Origin of the sequence: Achromobacter sp. ES-001 (assembly GCF_019448355.1) — a bacterium.
In the GTDB taxonomy this organism is placed as follows: domain Bacteria; phylum Pseudomonadota; class Gammaproteobacteria; order Burkholderiales; family Burkholderiaceae_B; genus Achromobacter; species Achromobacter spanius_B.
In genome coordinates, this window is sequence record NZ_CP079940.1 from 1,090,493 (window position 1) to 1,105,158 (window position 14,666).

Consider the following 14,666-nt stretch of genomic DNA (forward strand, 5'->3'; position numbering starts at 1 on the left):
TGGGGCAGTACTTGCCCCAGCGGGCGGTGCTGTTCCCGTTCATCCGAGGACACCACCATGCCCGCAAACACTTCTTCCACGCTGTACCGCATCGACGAATGCCCGGACGTGATGGCCGACGCCTGCGTCGGCGATGACCAGGGCAACCTGATCTTCCTGTCCATCTGGGCGCGGGACACCGCCGTCCAGCAGTTCCTTGCACGCCTGACCCTCGGGCGCGACGAGCAGGGACTGGACCAGTTCCACGTCATCACCGACCAGGGCGGCAGCGTCCCGGTATTCATCGGCAACGTCGATCGCCTGGAAAAGCGCATCACGCGCGCCTACCGGCGAACGCTGTTCGGTTCGCTGTCCAACGTGTGGCTGTTCGACCGGCGCTGCGTCAAGCCCGACAAGGCCAACGCCAGCGCATTGGCACTGCTGCCACGTGACAGCGCCCACCGGCTTGACCGCCTGTGGATGCTGGTGCGGGACACCTGCCCGTTGCCGCTGCTCGACCACTGGCGCGAGACCGTGCTGGAACTGCTGCAAAGCCGCGAGATGCTGGCCCGCCTTCCGTTCGCCCTCGGGCCGCTGGAAGGCCATCGGCTCGCCATCGACGTGCCGGCGCTGAGCTTGGCGCTGGGCTCCCTGATCCGCAGTGACGCGCTCACCGCCTATCCCTATCCGGCCAAGATTTGGACGCCGGAAGCGGTAGCGGCTTGACCCACCCTCGGAGGCACGCCTTGGCGTGCTTCCGTCATTCATCCCCGCCAACCAGGAGACTTCCATGGCTCTCATGTTCCCGCGGCTCGCCCGCAATTTCGCAAAAAATGGGTACTACCCGACCGACGAACCCACGCTCGAAAGAGCCCTCAACGCACTGATGCCCAGCGACGGGCCGATGTGCATCCTCGATCCCTGCGCCGGTGAAGGCGTGGCAATCGCCGAAGCCTCTCATGCCCTCGGGCGCGAACAGACCAAGGCGTTCGCCGTCGAATTCGACGCCGAGCGGGCGCGCCATGCCCGCGGCCTGGTCGATCACTGCCTGCACGCGGACCTGATGGACACGATGATCTCCAAGCAGTCCTTCGGACTACTGTGGCTGAATCCACCGTATGGCGACCTGTCCAAGGACGTCAACGGCAACATCGGCTATCAGGGCCAGGGCCGTGCCCGCCTCGAAAAGCTGTTCTATCAGCGTTCGCTGTCGCTGTTGCAATACGGCGGCGTGCTGGTCTTCATCGTCCCCGGCTACGTGCTCGACGCGGAGCTGGTCGGCTGGTTGACGCGCCACTACACCGATCTGCGTATCTACCGAGCGGTGGAAACGCAGTTCAAGCAGGTGGTGATCTTCGGCCGCCGGGTCCGTCAGCGGGAGCTGGCACCCGATGGCGTCAAGGCCGTGCGCAATCTGCTGCTGCAGGTTGGGCTTGGCGAAGTCGAAGCCGAGGAACTGCCGAGCGAATGGCCGTTCCTGCCGTACATCGTCCCCGCCAGTCCGGCCGAGCCGGAGCATTTCTTCCGCGTGACGATGGAGCCCGAACAGTTCGCCGACGAGGTTGGCCGGCTGCAAGGCCTTTGGCCGTCGCTGGACACGCACTTGGGGACCGCGCAGCAGTCGCTGCGTCCACCGGCGCGGGCCTTGTCCCACTGGCATCTCGCCCTGGCTCTGGCCGCGGGCGCGATCTCCGGCGTCGTGCGCTCCCAGACGGGGCGCGTGCTCGTCGTCAAAGGTGACACCCACAAGGACAAGACGCTCCAGCGGGAATTCACCGAACGCGAAGACGGCTCCATCGCCGAGACACGCATCCTCACCGACAAGTTTGTGCCCGTTATCCGCGCGTGGGACATGACGCCTGGCTCCCCGACAAGGGGCGAGGTGCTGACCATTCGCTGATCCACCGGACGCGCTGCCGTCCTGCTGTACCACATCGAAGGAGAAACACCATGTTCCCCAATCCGTTCAAGCGGCCTGCGCCGCGCAAGCAACCCTTGTTCGCACCGAGTACGTTGAAGTTGAGCGAGAAGGTGCATTGGCTGGCTCGGCGAGGCCTGATCGACCCCTTGGCCTATGTCCAGCGCCATGTGCGCGGGGACTGGGGCGAGATCGATGAGGCCACCCGCCAAGCCAACGACGTCGCAATCCAACAGGACAACCTGATGATCTCCCAGTACCGGATCACGCCGGAACTGGTGTTGCTCGTGAAGACCAGCGAAGACCACCAGACCACGGTGGTCCAGCTTCCCGAAGAGCGCGACCTGATCTGAAGGCGCCGCCTCGTCATCCCATCCACTTGACGGAGCCACTTCACTCCGCCAGGGGTGTCGTGGCTCAATAGCCTTTCAAGGAGGAGCCCATGGCATCGCATCGCATCGAAACCTACTGCCAGAGGCTGGCGTTCCCCATCGGGGCGCTCATCTTCAGCCGAGGCATTGATCGCCTTGTCCGCGCGGGTCGCCTGGACCCGATTCCGTACTTCAGGCGCCACACCCGTGGCGACTGGGGTGACGTCAACGTCTGCCAATGGCACGCCAACGGCGTTGCACTTCAATCGGGCGCGTCGCTGGAATCGCACTATGTGATCCACCCGGGACTCGCCATTCGCATCATCACCGATGCGGGGCGCAGCGTCACTGCCATCGTGCTGCCGTCCGAAGACTGAGCACGGTTCACCCGCAGGCCACTCAGGCCAGCATCTTCAACCACCTTCGGCCGCGCGCCGATTTCCTTCCCACCACGGGGCATGCCATTGCCCCGCTGGGGGTGGTGCATGCCCCATTTTTCATTGGAGCATCACAATGTCCTTCGATCTCGAAACCACTGCCGCTGACGCCGCGCCCGTACAGGGCGAACTGCTCGACGCGGAATCATCCCCTCTGACCCTGAGCCTTCAGGATTTCGTCGGCGAGTTCGGCGACGAACTGCTCGACGCCCTCAACAGCGCCAACCCGCCTGTCTATACCGGCCAACCGCAGGCGCACCGGCAGCTCATCGTCGCCAGCCTCAAACGCAAGCTGTTCCCGGCCCAGGCCGAAGTCGTCCACGCCGCCGCCGAGCTGCTGATCGACCGTGGCGAACGCGCCGCGATCGTCAATGGCGAGATGGGCTGTGGTAAGACGACCGTTGGCATCGCCGCGGCCGCCGTGCTCAACGCCGAAGGCTACCGCCGCACTCTGGTCCTGTCGCCACCGCACTTGGTTTACAAGTGGCGGCGGGAGATCCAGGAGACGGTGGCCGGCGCCAAGGTATGGGTGCTCAATGGGCCGGATACGCTCGTCAAGCTCCTCAAGCTGCGTGAGCAGTTGGGCGTGCAGCCCACGGGCCAGGAGTTCTTCGTCCTGGGGCGCGTCAGGATGCGGATGGGTTTCCACTGGAAGCCCGTCTTCACCCAGCGGCGCACCCGCCACGGCGACGTGGCGGCCTGCCCGGACTGCGGCACGGTCATCACCGACCTCGACGGCGAGCCGGTCAACCCGGTCGCGCTCGAAGCCGAGGAGTACCGCAGGAAGTGCAGCCATTGCGCTGCGCCCCTGTGGACGCTGATCCGCCCGCGCAGCCTGTCCGGCAGCGACCAGTCCTCGGCCGTCCTCAAAGCCCTGAAGCGCATCCCGACCATCGGGGAAGTCACTGCGCAGAAGCTGATGCAGAAGTTCGGTGACGGCTTCCTGGCCTCGATGCTGGGCGACAACATCCACGAGTTCATCAACCTCATGGATGGCAACGGCGAGCTGGTGTTTTCCGACCGTCAAGCCACGCGCATGGAACGTGCGATGGCCAACATGGAGTTCGGCTTTGGCGAGGGCGGTTATCAACCCTCGGAGTTCATCAAGAGGTACTTGCCGCAAGGTACGTTCGACCTGCTCATCGCTGATGAAGCGCATGAGTACAAGAACGGGGGCAGTGCCCAGGGCCAGGCCATGGGCGTGCTGGCGGCGAAGGCTCGCAAGACCTTGCTGCTGACTGGCACGCTGATGGGCGGCTACGGTGATGATCTTTTTCACCTGCTGTTCCGAGCCCTTCCGGGGCGGATGATCGAAGACGGCTACCGCCCGACCACGAGCGGCAGCATGACCTCGGCTGCGATGGCGTTCATGCGCGATCACGGGGTGTTGAAGGACATCTACTCCGAGAGCACCGGCACGGCGCACAAGACGGCCAAGGGCACCAAGGTATCGGTGCGCACGGTCAAGGCCCCGGGCTTCGGCCCCAAGGGCGTCTTGCGCTGCATCCTGCCATTCACGATCTTCCTCAAGCTCAAGGACATCGGCGGCAACGTCCTGCCGCCGTATGACGAGGAGTTCCGTGAAGTCGCGATGGACACGGCGCAAGCCGCGGCCTACCGCGATCTGGCGGGTCGGCTGACCGCCGAGCTGAAACAGGCTCTGGCGCGACGCGATACGACCTTGCTGGGTGTGGTCCTCAACGTGCTGCTGGCCTGGCCGGATTGCTGCTTCCGGTCGGAGACCGTGGTGCATCCGCGCACGCGCAACACCTTGGCGTTTGTCCCGGCTCAGTTCAACGAGTTCGAGATCAGCCCCAAGGAGCGTGAGCTGATCGACATCTGCAAAGAGGAGAAGGCGCAGGGCCGCAAGGTCCTGGCCTACACGGTCTATACCGGCACGCGCGACACCACGTCGCGCCTGAAGGTGTTGCTGGAGCAGGAAGGCTTCAAGGTGGCGGTGCTGCGCGCGAGCGTGGATGCCAGCCGCCGCGAAGACTGGATCGCCGAGCAACTGGACCGTGGCATCGACGTGCTCATCACCAACCCCGAGTTGGTCAAGACGGGGCTGGACCTGTTGGAGTTCCCGACGATCGTGTTCATGCAGTCGGGCTACAACGTGTACTCGCTCCAGCAGGCGGCACGCCGCTCCTGGCGCATCGGGCAGAAGCAGCCCGTGCGTGTGATCTACCTCGGCTACGCCGGTTCCTCGCAGATGACCTGCCTGGAGCTGATGGCCAAGAAGATCATGGTCTCGCAGTCCACCTCGGGCGACGTGCCCGAATCCGGGCTCGATGTCCTGAACCAGGACGGTGATTCCGTCGAGGTCGCACTGGCCCGGCAGCTTGTCGCCGCATGACACGTTCCACTTACGGCCCTTCGGGGCCGTTTTTTTTGCCGCTCCCGGTAAATCGGACGCTGCCTGGTTCGCATTGTTTGCTGCCGCTCGCGGCCTGAGCGGCGATGGTGAGGGCTGGATGTTTCAGGACGCCGAGCTATGTGCCCCTCTCCACCGTGGTTTCACTATCCCGAACGCCGCCTTCTGGCGGGATTTCTCGGCCTGCTGTGGTCGGTGCTGGCCGGTGGCTGCGCGACGACGACTGCGCCGGTCGCGCCCGACACCATCGCGGAAGTCTTGGCCGCGCCTGAACCCGAGGCTTCCGAGTACATCCCGGTCGTGCGCTACGCCCGCTACACACTGGTCGAACTGGCACCCATGGCGGCGCAGCGCGACCTGTTGTTGCAGACCATCGACGTGTCCATGCCCGAGGATGCCCGCGCCACGGTCGGGGATGGGCTTCGGCACGTGCTCAAACGCAGCGGCTATGGCCTGTGCCAGACCGCGCATGCCGTGATCGAGCTGTACGCGCTGCCGTTGCCGGCGGTACACCTGCACCTCGGCCCCATGACCTTGCGCGATGCGCTGCTCACGCTGGCTGGCCCGGCCTGGGAACTGCACGCGGATGACCGCGCACGGCAAATCTGCTTCGAGCGGCCCGGCGATCGCGCGGTCGCCGAGTCCCCATCCGAGCCACCCGCCACCGAGGCGGTGCAGACGTTCCCGCTGGCACCCATGGTTTCGGGAGGCCAGCCATGAACGCCCCGCAACCTGCCCAGCGATCGACCGCCGCCGTGGTGGTGCAGAGCCTGATGTGGCTCTGGTTGATCTTCCTCAGCGTCTTGGCGGCCCTGGGCTACCAGGCCCTCAGCGACCAGGCCGACCAGGAGCGGCTGGATTCCCGCCTGCAACGCCTGGAAGCGCAGGCAACTGGCTTGGCCGAGACGATCGAGGCCATCCAGCAGCGCCCGGCCGTCGCGACGGACGCTGACCTCAAAGACACCCGCCAGATTCTGGAAGCACGCGCGGCCCAGGTCGAGAAATCTCTCAGTGGCTACGCAGCGGCCGACGACCTCCAGGCGCTGCGCGCGGAGGTCGAGCAGATCAAGGCGCGCCAAGCCGCCGCGCGTGCCACCGCACCCGCCCAGCGGCGCGCATCGCGCACGTCCGCCGCCTCCAAGACCGAGCTGCCGCCGCTGCCATTCCGCGTCGTCGGCGCCGAACTGCGCGCCGGCCAGCGCAGCGTGTCCGTCGCGCCGAGCATCGGGGACTTCACGCCCGCCCAACTTCAGGTGCTGCTGCCCGGGGATGCGGTCGGCCCGTGGCGCCTGCAGGCGATCGAGGGCAACACCGCAGTGTTCCAGGCCGGCAACCAGACCCGCCGCGTGGCGATTCCCTGACCGGAGCACCCCATGAAGCCGTCGATCCTCCTTTTCGCGGTCCTGGTGGCGTCGTCGCAATGGCCCGCCTGGGCGCAGCAGCCCGCAACGACCTCGGCGCGCAACGCACAGAGCCAGGAGCGCCCGCTGGCCGCCCGCGTGCTGGACGACCGGGTGGCAACCGAATGGGGCTTGCAGCCACAAGAATGGGCACGCTACCGCGAGCTGATGGATGGGCCGCTGGGTATCTACTCGCCCAACCTGGACCCGCTGTCCGCCCTGGGCATCGAAGCTCGCACGGACGAAGAACGGCGCCGCTATGCGGAACTGCAGGTGCAGGTGGAAGCGCGCCGCGTCGAGAAGCTGCTCGCCTACCAGCGCGCCTACGACGAGGCCTGGCAGCGCCTGAATCCGGGGATGCAGCGCGTGAACCTGCCCGACGACAAGCCGGGCGCCGGCCCATCCAGCAGTCCCTTGCGCGGCAGCGGCCGCATGGCGGTGTTCGTCAAGGACGGCTGCGCAGCCTGCGGACAGCTCGTGCAGCGCCTGCAATCCTCGGGCGCGGAGTTCGACCTGTACATGGTGGGCAGCCGCCAGGATGACGCGCGCATCCGCGACTGGGCCAAGCGCGCGCAGATCGACCCGGCGCGCGTGCGCGCCGGCAGCATCACGCTCAACCACGACGGCGGCCGCTGGCTGTCACTGGGCCTGCCCGGCGATCTGCCCGCCGCCGTGCGCGAAGTGAACGGCCAATGGCAGCGCCAGCCGTAGCCATGCCCCTGCGCGCACTGGTGCTCACTGCCGGCCTGTATGCCGTTGCCGCCCTGGCCCAGGAGGTTCCGCCACCGGCTTACCAGCTTGCCGCCCAGCGCGCAGGCATCCCCTCGACCGTGCTCTACGCCGTGGCCTTGCAGGAGAGCGGCATCCGGCGCAACGGGCGCCTGGTGCCGTGGCCGTGGTCCCTCAACGTCGCCGGCCAGTCGCGCCGCTTCGCCACGCGCGCCGACGCCTGCGCTGGCCTGCAGCAGGCGATGCGCGCCACGCCGCACACGCGCATTGATGCGGGCCTGGGCCAGATCAACCTCGGCTACCACAAGCACCGCTTTACCGGCGCGTGCGACCTGCTGGATCCGTATCGCAACCTGGCCGTTGCCGCCGAGATCCTGAAGGAGCAGCACACCCCCGGCGAGGACTGGCTGCTGGCGATCGGCCGCTACCACCGCCCCGCAGGCGGCGAGCCCGCCGCCCGCTATCGGCGCAGCGTGTCGCGCCACCTTGCCCGCGTGCAGGGCACGCGACCAGCCGCCGCGGTCCTCGCGGCGCGCCAGGAGACCTCCCCATGACGAAACCCCATCCCGCCCATCTCGCGTTCACGGGCCTACTCATGCTGCTGTCAGGCCTGCCGCTGGCCTCGCGTGCCGGCGAGCCACTGATCGTTGTCGAGGACCGTGGCGGCACGTCGGCATTGCCGTACTACGAAGCCCTGAATCTCCAGCCGCGCGCCAACGCACCGGCGCGGCCGTCCATCCCGACGCCCCAGGTTCCTGCCACACGGGCGGACGAAGCCGCGATGCTGCCGGTGCGCAGCGCCAAGCTCACGCCCGGCACCGTCGCGCGACGGGTGATCGAAGCGCCCGGCCTGCGGCCGTTCGTGGTCATCGGCGACGACGAGGCTTCCCGGGCCTGGTTGCAGCGCCGCGCCGCCGCTTTGCGCGAACGTGGCGCGGTCGGCCTGGTCGTCAACGTCGAGACCGCGCAGGGCCTGGCGCGGCTGCGCGCCCTGGTGCCGGGCGTGCCGCTCGCGCCCGTGGCCGGCGACGACCTGGCCGATCGCCTGGGCCTGCGGCACTACCCGGCGCTGATCACGGCCACCGGCATCGAGCAATGAAGCCATGTCGGGCAAACAGCCGGTCGAGGTTCTGCTACGCCCAGCGGTGGAGCTATACACCGTCGCGGCGTGTGCAGGCGCCGCGTTTCTGTGCCTGGTGGCCCCATGGTCGCTCGCGCTGAGCCCGGCCATGGGCATCGGCAGCGCCTTGGCGTTCGGCGCCTACGGCGCGATCCGCTACCGCGATGCCCGCATCATCCTGCGCTACCGGCGCAACATCCGCCGTCTGCCGCGTTACGTGATGACCAGCAAGGACGTGCCGGTCAGCCAGCAGCGCCTATTCGTGGGGCGCGGCTTTCTCTGGGAGCAGAAGCACACGCATCGGCTGATGCAGACGTACCGGCCCGAGTTCCGCCGCTACGTCGAGCCGACGCCGGCCTACCGGCTGACCAGGCGCCTGGAGGAACGGCTGGAATTCGCGCCATTGCCGCTCTCGCGCCTGCCGAAGCTCACCGGCTGGGACGCGCCTTTCAACCCCGTGCGCCCGTTGCCGCCTGTCGGCGGCCTGCCAAGGCTGCACGGCATCGAGCCCGACGAAGTGGACGTCAGCCTGCCGCTGGGCGAGCGCGTCGGGCACTCGCTGGTGCTGGGCACCACGCGGGTGGGCAAGACGCGCCTGGCCGAGTTGTTCGTCACGCAGGACATCCGCCGCAGGAATGCTGCCGGCGAGCATGAGGTCGTCATCGTCATCGACCCCAAGGGGGATGCCGATCTCTTGAAACGGATGTACGTCGAAGCCCAGCGCGCTGGCCGCGAAGGCGAGTTCTACATCTTCCACTTGGGCTGGCCGGAAATCAGCGCCCGCTACAACGCCGTGGGCCGCTTCGGTCGGATCTCGGAAGTGGCGACACGCATCGCGGGGCAGCTCTCCGGCGAAGGCAACAGCGCGGCGTTCCGCGAGTTCGCATGGCGCTTCGTGAACATCATCGCCCGCGCCCTGGTGGAACTGGGGCAGCGCCCGGACTACATGCTGATCCAGCGCCACGTCATCAACATCGACGCGCTGTTCATTGAGTACGCCCAGCACTACTTTGCCAAGACGGAGCCCAAGGCCTGGGAGGTGATCGTCCAGATCGAGGCCAAGCTCAACGAGAAGAACATCCCAAGGAACATGATCGGGCGCGAGAAGCGTGTGGTGGCGCTGGAGCAATACCTCTCCCAGGCGCGCAACTACGACCCTGTGCTCGATGGCCTGCGCTCGGCGGTGCGCTACGACAAGACCTACTTCGACAAGATCGTTGCATCGCTGCTGCCGCTGCTGGAAAAGCTCACGAGCGGCAAGATCGCCCAGCTCCTGGCGCCGAACTACTCCGACCTGGCCGACCCGCGCCCGATCTTCGACTGGATGCAGGTCATCCGAAAGCGGGCCATCGTCTATGTGGGTCTGGATGCGTTGTCTGACGCCGAGGTCGCCGCAGCGGTCGGCAATTCGATGTTCTCTGACCTGGTTTCGGTGGCCGGACACATCTACAAGCACGGAATCGACGATGGCCTGCCCGGCGCAGTGGCTGGCGCTCGCGTGCCGATCAACGTGCACGCGGACGAATTCAATGAACTGATGGGCGATGAATTCATCCCGCTCATCAACAAGGGCGGCGGTGCCGGCCTGCAAGTCACGGCGTACACGCAGACGCTCTCGGACATCGAGGCCCGCATCGGAAATCGCGCGAAGGCCGGCCAAGTGATCGGGAATTTCAACAATTTATTCATGTTGCGCGTGCGCGAGACGGCCACCGCGGAACTGCTGACGAGGCAGTTGCCGAAGGTCGAGGTCTATACAACCACCATCGTCTCGGGCGCGACGGACAGCTCAGACATCCGCGGCGCGACGGATTTCACGTCGAACACCCAGGACCGCATCAGCATGGCCAGCGTGCCGATGATCGAGCCGTCACACGTCGTCGGCCTGCCCAAGGGCCAGTGCTTCGCGCTGCTGCAGGGCGGCCAGCTCTGGAAGGTGCGTATGCCGCTGCCGGCGCCGGACCCGGATGAAGTGATGCCGGCGGACCTGCAGCAACTGGCCGGGTACATGCGCCAGAGCTACAGCGAGGCCACGCAGTGGTGGGAGTTCACCAGCTCGTCGGCCTTGCAGGATGCGGCCTTGCCCGACGACCTGCTGGACGATGCCGCTGCGGCCGAGCCCGGCGCGGTGGCCACCGGCGCCGACGATGGCGCGGGCAACGAGGCCGTGCCATGAAGGATGCCGCCTCGACCGCGCAGCGGGAGCAGAACCATCGCCAAGGCTTGATCGTCGGCACCATCACCTTACCGTTCCGGCTGCTCGGGGTGCTCATTGGCTCGCTGCTGTTCTCGATCGTGGTGGAGTGCGCCGGCATGCACCTGTTCTGGAAGGACCAGGGCTGGCGCCACTCCCAGCAGATGCTGCGGTACGAACTCGGGCACCTGTCCAACCACTTCACGCGCAGCGTGGTGGTACAGGAGCCCGGGCGCACGGCGCACGAGTTGGTGGATACCGGGTACGAGTGGGTGTTCGTGCGCTCGGGGTTGCTGGAGCGCATGAGCCAGACCGCCGAGCGCGTCCGCGCGCCCAGCCACGGGCAGAGCCGCAACTTCCGCTACTACATCAGCCAAGTCTATGTCTGGGCCGAAAGCTACCTGATCGCTGCGGCCTTCACGACGCTCACCTTCCTGGTGCGCCTGCTGGTCCTGGTGCTCACGCTGCCGCTGATCCTCACGGCGGCATTCGTCGGCCTGATTGACGGCCTGGTGCGACGGGATGTGCGCCGGTTCGGCGCGGGCCGCGAATCCGGCTTCATCTACCACCGCGCGAAGGCCAGCCTGATGCCGTTGGCCGTGCTGCCTTGGGCCACCTATCTCGCTCTGCCCATATCGGTGCATCCTCTGGTCATCCTGCTGCCCAGCGCGGCGTTGCTGGGGATGGCAGTCAGCCTGACCGCAGGCAGCTTCAAGAAGTACTTATGAGGTGACACGGGCGGCACGGCTCTGCAAAGCCGTGTGCCGTTCATCGGTTCTGCAGGGTATCAAGAGCAGCATCCAACGCCGTAACCGCCTCGACGACCGTTCTTACCGTCGCCCGATCAAACTCATGATCGCGCTGAGCGTCGTGCACACCGCTATTGAGGTAACCCCATTCAATACTCGTACCGCTGACATTGAGCAGCCGGACCAACGCCCCTACGGCATCCGGCGCACCCGCATGTTGCGCCGCGATACGCTCGACGGCCGACCGCAACTTGGTGCATTTATTGTTCAGCTCCCAAGGCGCGCGGGGCCCGCTCAGCTTGATGTCGATCCGGCCGTCCGCCCGCCGACCCAGCCACGTCCACAGGCGGTCCGTCAGACTCTCCAGCGCCGGCCGGGCCTGACGCAGTGCCTCGCGTTTCTCGTCAGCCGCCAACGCCTGCTGGGCCAGAAGAACATAGTTCTTCGCTGGCGGGTCGCTGTCGACCCGCAGTTCGTGCTCTCCCTGATGCGGGAGAAACTTGTAGCGCTTAATGGCCGCGGCGCGGCGCACGCCCAACTCCTGCTGGATGCGGTGCAGGAACTCCTCTGCGTGCGAGGTGAGGATAACCTGCTTGCCGTGGAGCAAACCGTCCTCGAAGAAGGTACGCCAGATGCCATCGCGATGGTCGTCGTCGATCGCGTTGACGACGTCATCGAATATGACCACGGGGCAGCCCTGCGCGAGGTTCTTGGCAAGCAGAATCGCCAGGCCCAGGCATTTGATGTGCCCTTCGCTGAAGACGATCAACGCGTCGTAGCGCGCGCCCGGCTCGCCGGCGAACTCCACCTCGATCTTGCCGTTCTCGGCCACGGGCAACCACAGCGCGTGCAGCAGATCGCCGGGCGGATCGGCCCGGTTGAATGCGTTGTAGAGATGGCGGGCTTGGTCTCCCAGCCCCTGTAGCAGAACCCCCGGCAGAGCGGTCAGGTATGCCTGAATCTCGGGCAGGAAACCGTCGTAGGCGGCCTTGACCCGCTGATGGTGCACCACCACCGGCATTTCGTCCGTGGCCGCCTGGATCAGGCCGCGGTTCGCGTCGTCGAATTGGGCCACGGTTTGGCGGGCGGCCGCCAGCTCCTGATCCGCAGTCGTGCGCATGGTCCGCAGCCGTTCGATCTCCAGCTGATGCTGTTGCAGGCGGTCCCGCTCCTGGGCCATCGCGCCGCGCTGGGCATTCACGTCGCGCGCCTGCGCGTCGAAGCCTTCGATGATCTGTGCGATCCGTAAGAGGGCTTGCCAGGCGCGCTGGTCCCCATTCACCCCGCCGCCGAGCCAATTGCCCGCCGACGTGGGAGGCAGCAGTGGCAGGCCCGCGGCCTGCGATTCGGCAGGACAAGCGACCCCAGCCGCCGCCACCACGCGGCGCATTTCGTCACACAGCGCTCGGACCGCCTCGCTCAACTGTGTCCGATGCCCGGCCTCCTGCTGCTGCAGGACGGCCAGTTGCGCGAGCTGCTCCAGGCCCATTCGCGCCCTGGCGAACGGGTCCTGCGCCACGGCGGCCAGTTCGGTTCCACATGCCGGACACGCGGTCGCCCCGTCCGCCAACGCTTGCACGGCCTCGTAGAGCTTCGCGTACGACACCTCGCCGGCGCGGGCCGCGAGTTGCGCGGAAGACGCTTGCCACAGTCCCTGGACGCGGTAGGCCTCTGCCAGCAACGCTTGCAGGCGGGCCTGGGTCACCTCGTGAATGGCAGGCGGGTTGGCGTCCAGCTGAGCCTGGACATACGGTAGCCGTCCTTGCTGCTGCGGCGTACCCAGCAGCCAGTCCACGCAGGTTTGATAGGTCGCGCCAGGTGACATGCGCTGCGCCAAAGCTTGTTCCAGGCCCTCGACCGCTGCGATCTTCTGCGGGTAGGCGGCGATGGTCTGTTCGGAGTTCGCCAACTGCAGGCGACGCTGCGCCAGCTGCGCCGCCTGCACGCCGGCAAGCATCAGGTCCTGATCGAGCGAGGGGTTGAAGCCGCGCACGAACTCGCTGAACTGGTCCACGCCGAACAGGGTGGCGATGAGCTGGCGCTGATCGCTCGGGGTCCGCGCGGCGATTCGGGCGAAATCGTCGAGGCGGTTCTTCTCGATGAAGCAGAAGCGATACTCAGCTTCGTCGGGCTGGACGGCCTGCGCCTCGCCCGCCGCCGTAGACGACAGGACTGGCGCGATGTGGCGGCGCAGGCGAGCGTTGTTGCAGTACGTCCGCTGGTCGACCCGCTTGGCCTGCGCTTCGCTGATCGAACCGAGCATCGCCACTTCCAAGGCTTCGCAGAAGCTGCTCTTGCCGGTGCCGTTGGCACCGTAGACCAAGGTGATGTCATGGCTGAGGTCGAACGTCTCCTGCCGCATGAATCCTCGAAACGGCCCGACTTCGAGCTGGTGCAGTCGCCCGAGCGCCGGCCCGTTTTCGGGGCCGCGCGCGTCCCCGTCGTAGGCGACAGGCATCTGCGCCAGATGCGCGATGGCCAGCGGCGCCAAGCGCGTGGAGCGCCCCCGGCGTGCAGCACCGACCTCGGCCAGTGGCTGCAGGTGATCGAGCACCAGGTGCGCCAGCCGGCGCACGTCGTCGTGCACGTGCCGCTGCGTCAAGTGCGCCAGGAACCGGTGGTACTCCGAACGTATGCTTGCCACAGCGACCCCTCACTTGGTCAACCACTGACCGTAAGCCTCCACATCGATCATGGGGACCGTTCCACTGAACTGAAGCTGCGCGATCAGCTTGAAAAGAAACGCGGTCGCCGGCTTGTTTTCGTTGGTGTAGCTGTACGCGCCGCTGGCTTGGTCATAGAAAAAGTGCCCGTGGGCGGCAACGCATCCGATGTCCAGACGCCCCTCGGTGAGGTTTGCGTTCAGCGCCTTGTCCATGGATGGGCCCAATGCAGGACTCCATTCGCTCTCGAAGGTGAGCAAGCCACCCAGAATCGGAATCAACGGCTTCGCTGGGTAGGTCCCGCCAGCGTGCGGGATCGGCAGGCTCGTGCGGTGCAGCCTGCGCACACTGGCGACCTTCTCCTGGGCATAGGCCACAAGCCCCGCGTCAGCCGTCTGCTTGGCCTCGAACACGGCGTACACGCTTTCGGCTGGAATGATCGTCTCGTTCTCGTAGGTGAAGATAAAAGGCGAATATTGCCGATCAAACACCACCACATCGATCTGCTGGCTGAAGTTCCCCAGGCTGTCCACCACATGCGCCTTCGCCGCCTGGTACCGTTTGGGCAGATAGGTATCCAGCATGTCGATCCAGACGTTCTCGCTCGCATCCCCCTTCGTACCCGGGTGACCGAAGGTCTTGCGTACTACGGACAAGCGCTGCTGGATGTCTTCATGCAGGGACGACAGGAGCTGGGAAAGCGACCACTGGGACATGCTGTACCTCGATGGG

14 protein-coding genes are annotated in these 14,666 nt (G+C 66.4%); 12 read left to right on the forward strand and 2 right to left on the reverse strand.

Annotated features, from left to right (window positions below; translation table 11 throughout):
• Positions 1 to 57: 57 nt before the first annotated feature.
• The 12 genes from KYT87_RS04805 to KYT87_RS04860 all read left to right on the forward strand — a co-directional run bounded on the left by KYT87_RS04805 (position 58) and on the right by KYT87_RS04860 (position 11,250).
• Positions 58 to 705 carry a hypothetical protein gene (locus tag KYT87_RS04805; RefSeq protein WP_003098901.1) on the forward strand — a complete coding sequence of 216 codons (648 nt, stop codon included), beginning with the start codon at positions 58 to 60 and terminating at the stop codon, positions 703 to 705.
• A 64-nt stretch (positions 706 to 769) separates the two neighbouring features.
• A complete protein-coding gene (locus tag KYT87_RS04810; RefSeq protein ID WP_003098899.1) occupies positions 770 to 1,879 on the forward strand; it encodes a DUF6094 domain-containing protein in 1,110 nt (369 codons plus the stop codon).
• A gap of 50 nt (positions 1,880 to 1,929) precedes the next feature.
• Positions 1,930 to 2,250 (forward strand): hypothetical protein, encoded by a 321-nt coding sequence (locus tag KYT87_RS04815; RefSeq protein WP_003098896.1) that lies wholly within the window; start codon positions 1,930 to 1,932, stop codon positions 2,248 to 2,250.
• Positions 2,251 to 2,339: 89 nt separating this feature from the next.
• The gene (locus KYT87_RS04820) at positions 2,340 to 2,645 is read left to right on the forward strand and encodes a hypothetical protein (RefSeq protein WP_003098895.1); all 306 of its coding nucleotides are present in this window, start codon (positions 2,340 to 2,342) and stop codon (positions 2,643 to 2,645) included.
• Between the two features lie 136 nt (positions 2,646 to 2,781).
• Entirely contained in the window at positions 2,782 to 5,061 is a 2,280-nt protein-coding gene (locus tag KYT87_RS04825; protein WP_003098893.1) for a helicase-related protein, read from the forward strand.
• A 138-nt stretch (positions 5,062 to 5,199) separates the two neighbouring features.
• Positions 5,200 to 5,799: a PilL N-terminal domain-containing protein gene (locus KYT87_RS04830; RefSeq protein WP_003098890.1), complete on the forward strand. Its 600-nt coding sequence runs from the start codon at positions 5,200 to 5,202 to the stop codon at positions 5,797 to 5,799.
• Positions 5,796 to 6,440, forward strand: a complete 645-nt coding sequence (locus KYT87_RS04835; protein WP_003098888.1) for a hypothetical protein — start codon at positions 5,796 to 5,798, stop codon at positions 6,438 to 6,440. The genes KYT87_RS04830 and KYT87_RS04835 overlap by 4 nt, the downstream gene beginning before the upstream one ends.
• 12 nt (positions 6,441 to 6,452) lie before the next feature.
• Positions 6,453 to 7,190, forward strand: a complete 738-nt coding sequence (locus tag KYT87_RS04840) for a TIGR03759 family integrating conjugative element protein (protein ID WP_003098886.1) — start codon at positions 6,453 to 6,455, stop codon at positions 7,188 to 7,190.
• Positions 7,172 to 7,762, forward strand: coding sequence for a transglycosylase SLT domain-containing protein (locus KYT87_RS04845; protein ID WP_003109780.1), 591 nt, complete (start codon positions 7,172 to 7,174; stop codon positions 7,760 to 7,762). Before KYT87_RS04840 ends, KYT87_RS04845 begins: the two co-directional genes overlap by 19 nt.
• On the forward strand, positions 7,759 to 8,307 hold the full coding sequence (locus tag KYT87_RS04850) for an integrating conjugative element protein (protein ID WP_003109779.1): 549 nt from the start codon (positions 7,759 to 7,761) through the stop codon (positions 8,305 to 8,307). Before KYT87_RS04845 ends, KYT87_RS04850 begins: the two co-directional genes overlap by 4 nt.
• Positions 8,308 to 8,311: 4 nt before the next feature.
• Positions 8,312 to 10,504 carry a type IV conjugative transfer system coupling protein TraD gene (gene traD, locus KYT87_RS04855; protein WP_003116813.1) on the forward strand — a complete coding sequence of 731 codons (2,193 nt, stop codon included), beginning with the start codon at positions 8,312 to 8,314 and terminating at the stop codon, positions 10,502 to 10,504.
• Positions 10,501 to 11,250: a TIGR03747 family integrating conjugative element membrane protein gene (locus KYT87_RS04860; RefSeq protein WP_003105620.1), complete on the forward strand. Its 750-nt coding sequence runs from the start codon at positions 10,501 to 10,503 to the stop codon at positions 11,248 to 11,250. Before traD ends, KYT87_RS04860 begins: the two co-directional genes overlap by 4 nt.
• A 40-nt stretch (positions 11,251 to 11,290) precedes the next feature.
• Here the strand turns inward: KYT87_RS04860 and KYT87_RS04865 are convergent, their stop codons facing one another.
• Both KYT87_RS04865 and nucC read right to left on the reverse strand, forming a co-directional pair.
• Positions 11,291 to 13,915, reverse strand: a complete 2,625-nt coding sequence (locus KYT87_RS04865) for an AAA family ATPase (RefSeq protein ID WP_003116812.1) — start codon at positions 13,913 to 13,915, stop codon at positions 11,291 to 11,293.
• Positions 13,916 to 13,924: 9 nt separating this feature from the next.
• Complete coding sequence (gene nucC, locus KYT87_RS04870) at positions 13,925 to 14,650, reverse strand: CBASS effector endonuclease NucC (protein ID WP_003050273.1); 726 nt, start codon at positions 14,648 to 14,650, stop codon at positions 13,925 to 13,927.
• Positions 14,651 to 14,666: the final 16 nt, after the last annotated feature.

Bases quoted from the DNA above. Each gene is read 5' to 3' on its own strand.
- KYT87_RS04805 (WP_003098901.1), top strand. From the start codon at position 58: ATGCCCGCAAACACTTCTTCCACGCTGTACCGCATCGACGAATGCCCG.
- KYT87_RS04810 (WP_003098899.1), top strand. From the start codon at position 770: ATGGCTCTCATGTTCCCGCGGCTCGCCCGCAATTTCGCAAAAAATGGG.
- KYT87_RS04815 (WP_003098896.1), top strand. From the start codon at position 1,930: ATGTTCCCCAATCCGTTCAAGCGGCCTGCGCCGCGCAAGCAACCCTTG.
- KYT87_RS04820 (WP_003098895.1), top strand. From the start codon at position 2,340: ATGGCATCGCATCGCATCGAAACCTACTGCCAGAGGCTGGCGTTCCCC.
- KYT87_RS04825 (WP_003098893.1), top strand. From the start codon at position 2,782: ATGTCCTTCGATCTCGAAACCACTGCCGCTGACGCCGCGCCCGTACAG.
- KYT87_RS04830 (WP_003098890.1), top strand. From the start codon at position 5,200: ATGTGCCCCTCTCCACCGTGGTTTCACTATCCCGAACGCCGCCTTCTG.
- KYT87_RS04835 (WP_003098888.1), top strand. From the start codon at position 5,796: ATGAACGCCCCGCAACCTGCCCAGCGATCGACCGCCGCCGTGGTGGTG.
- KYT87_RS04840 (WP_003098886.1), top strand. From the start codon at position 6,453: ATGAAGCCGTCGATCCTCCTTTTCGCGGTCCTGGTGGCGTCGTCGCAA.
- KYT87_RS04845 (WP_003109780.1), top strand. From the start codon at position 7,172: ATGGCAGCGCCAGCCGTAGCCATGCCCCTGCGCGCACTGGTGCTCACT.
- KYT87_RS04850 (WP_003109779.1), top strand. From the start codon at position 7,759: ATGACGAAACCCCATCCCGCCCATCTCGCGTTCACGGGCCTACTCATG.
- traD (WP_003116813.1), top strand. From the start codon at position 8,312: ATGTCGGGCAAACAGCCGGTCGAGGTTCTGCTACGCCCAGCGGTGGAG.
- KYT87_RS04860 (WP_003105620.1), top strand. From the start codon at position 10,501: ATGAAGGATGCCGCCTCGACCGCGCAGCGGGAGCAGAACCATCGCCAA.
- nucC (WP_003050273.1), bottom strand. From the start codon at position 14,650: ATGTCCCAGTGGTCGCTTTCCCAGCTCCTGTCGTCCCTGCATGAAGAC.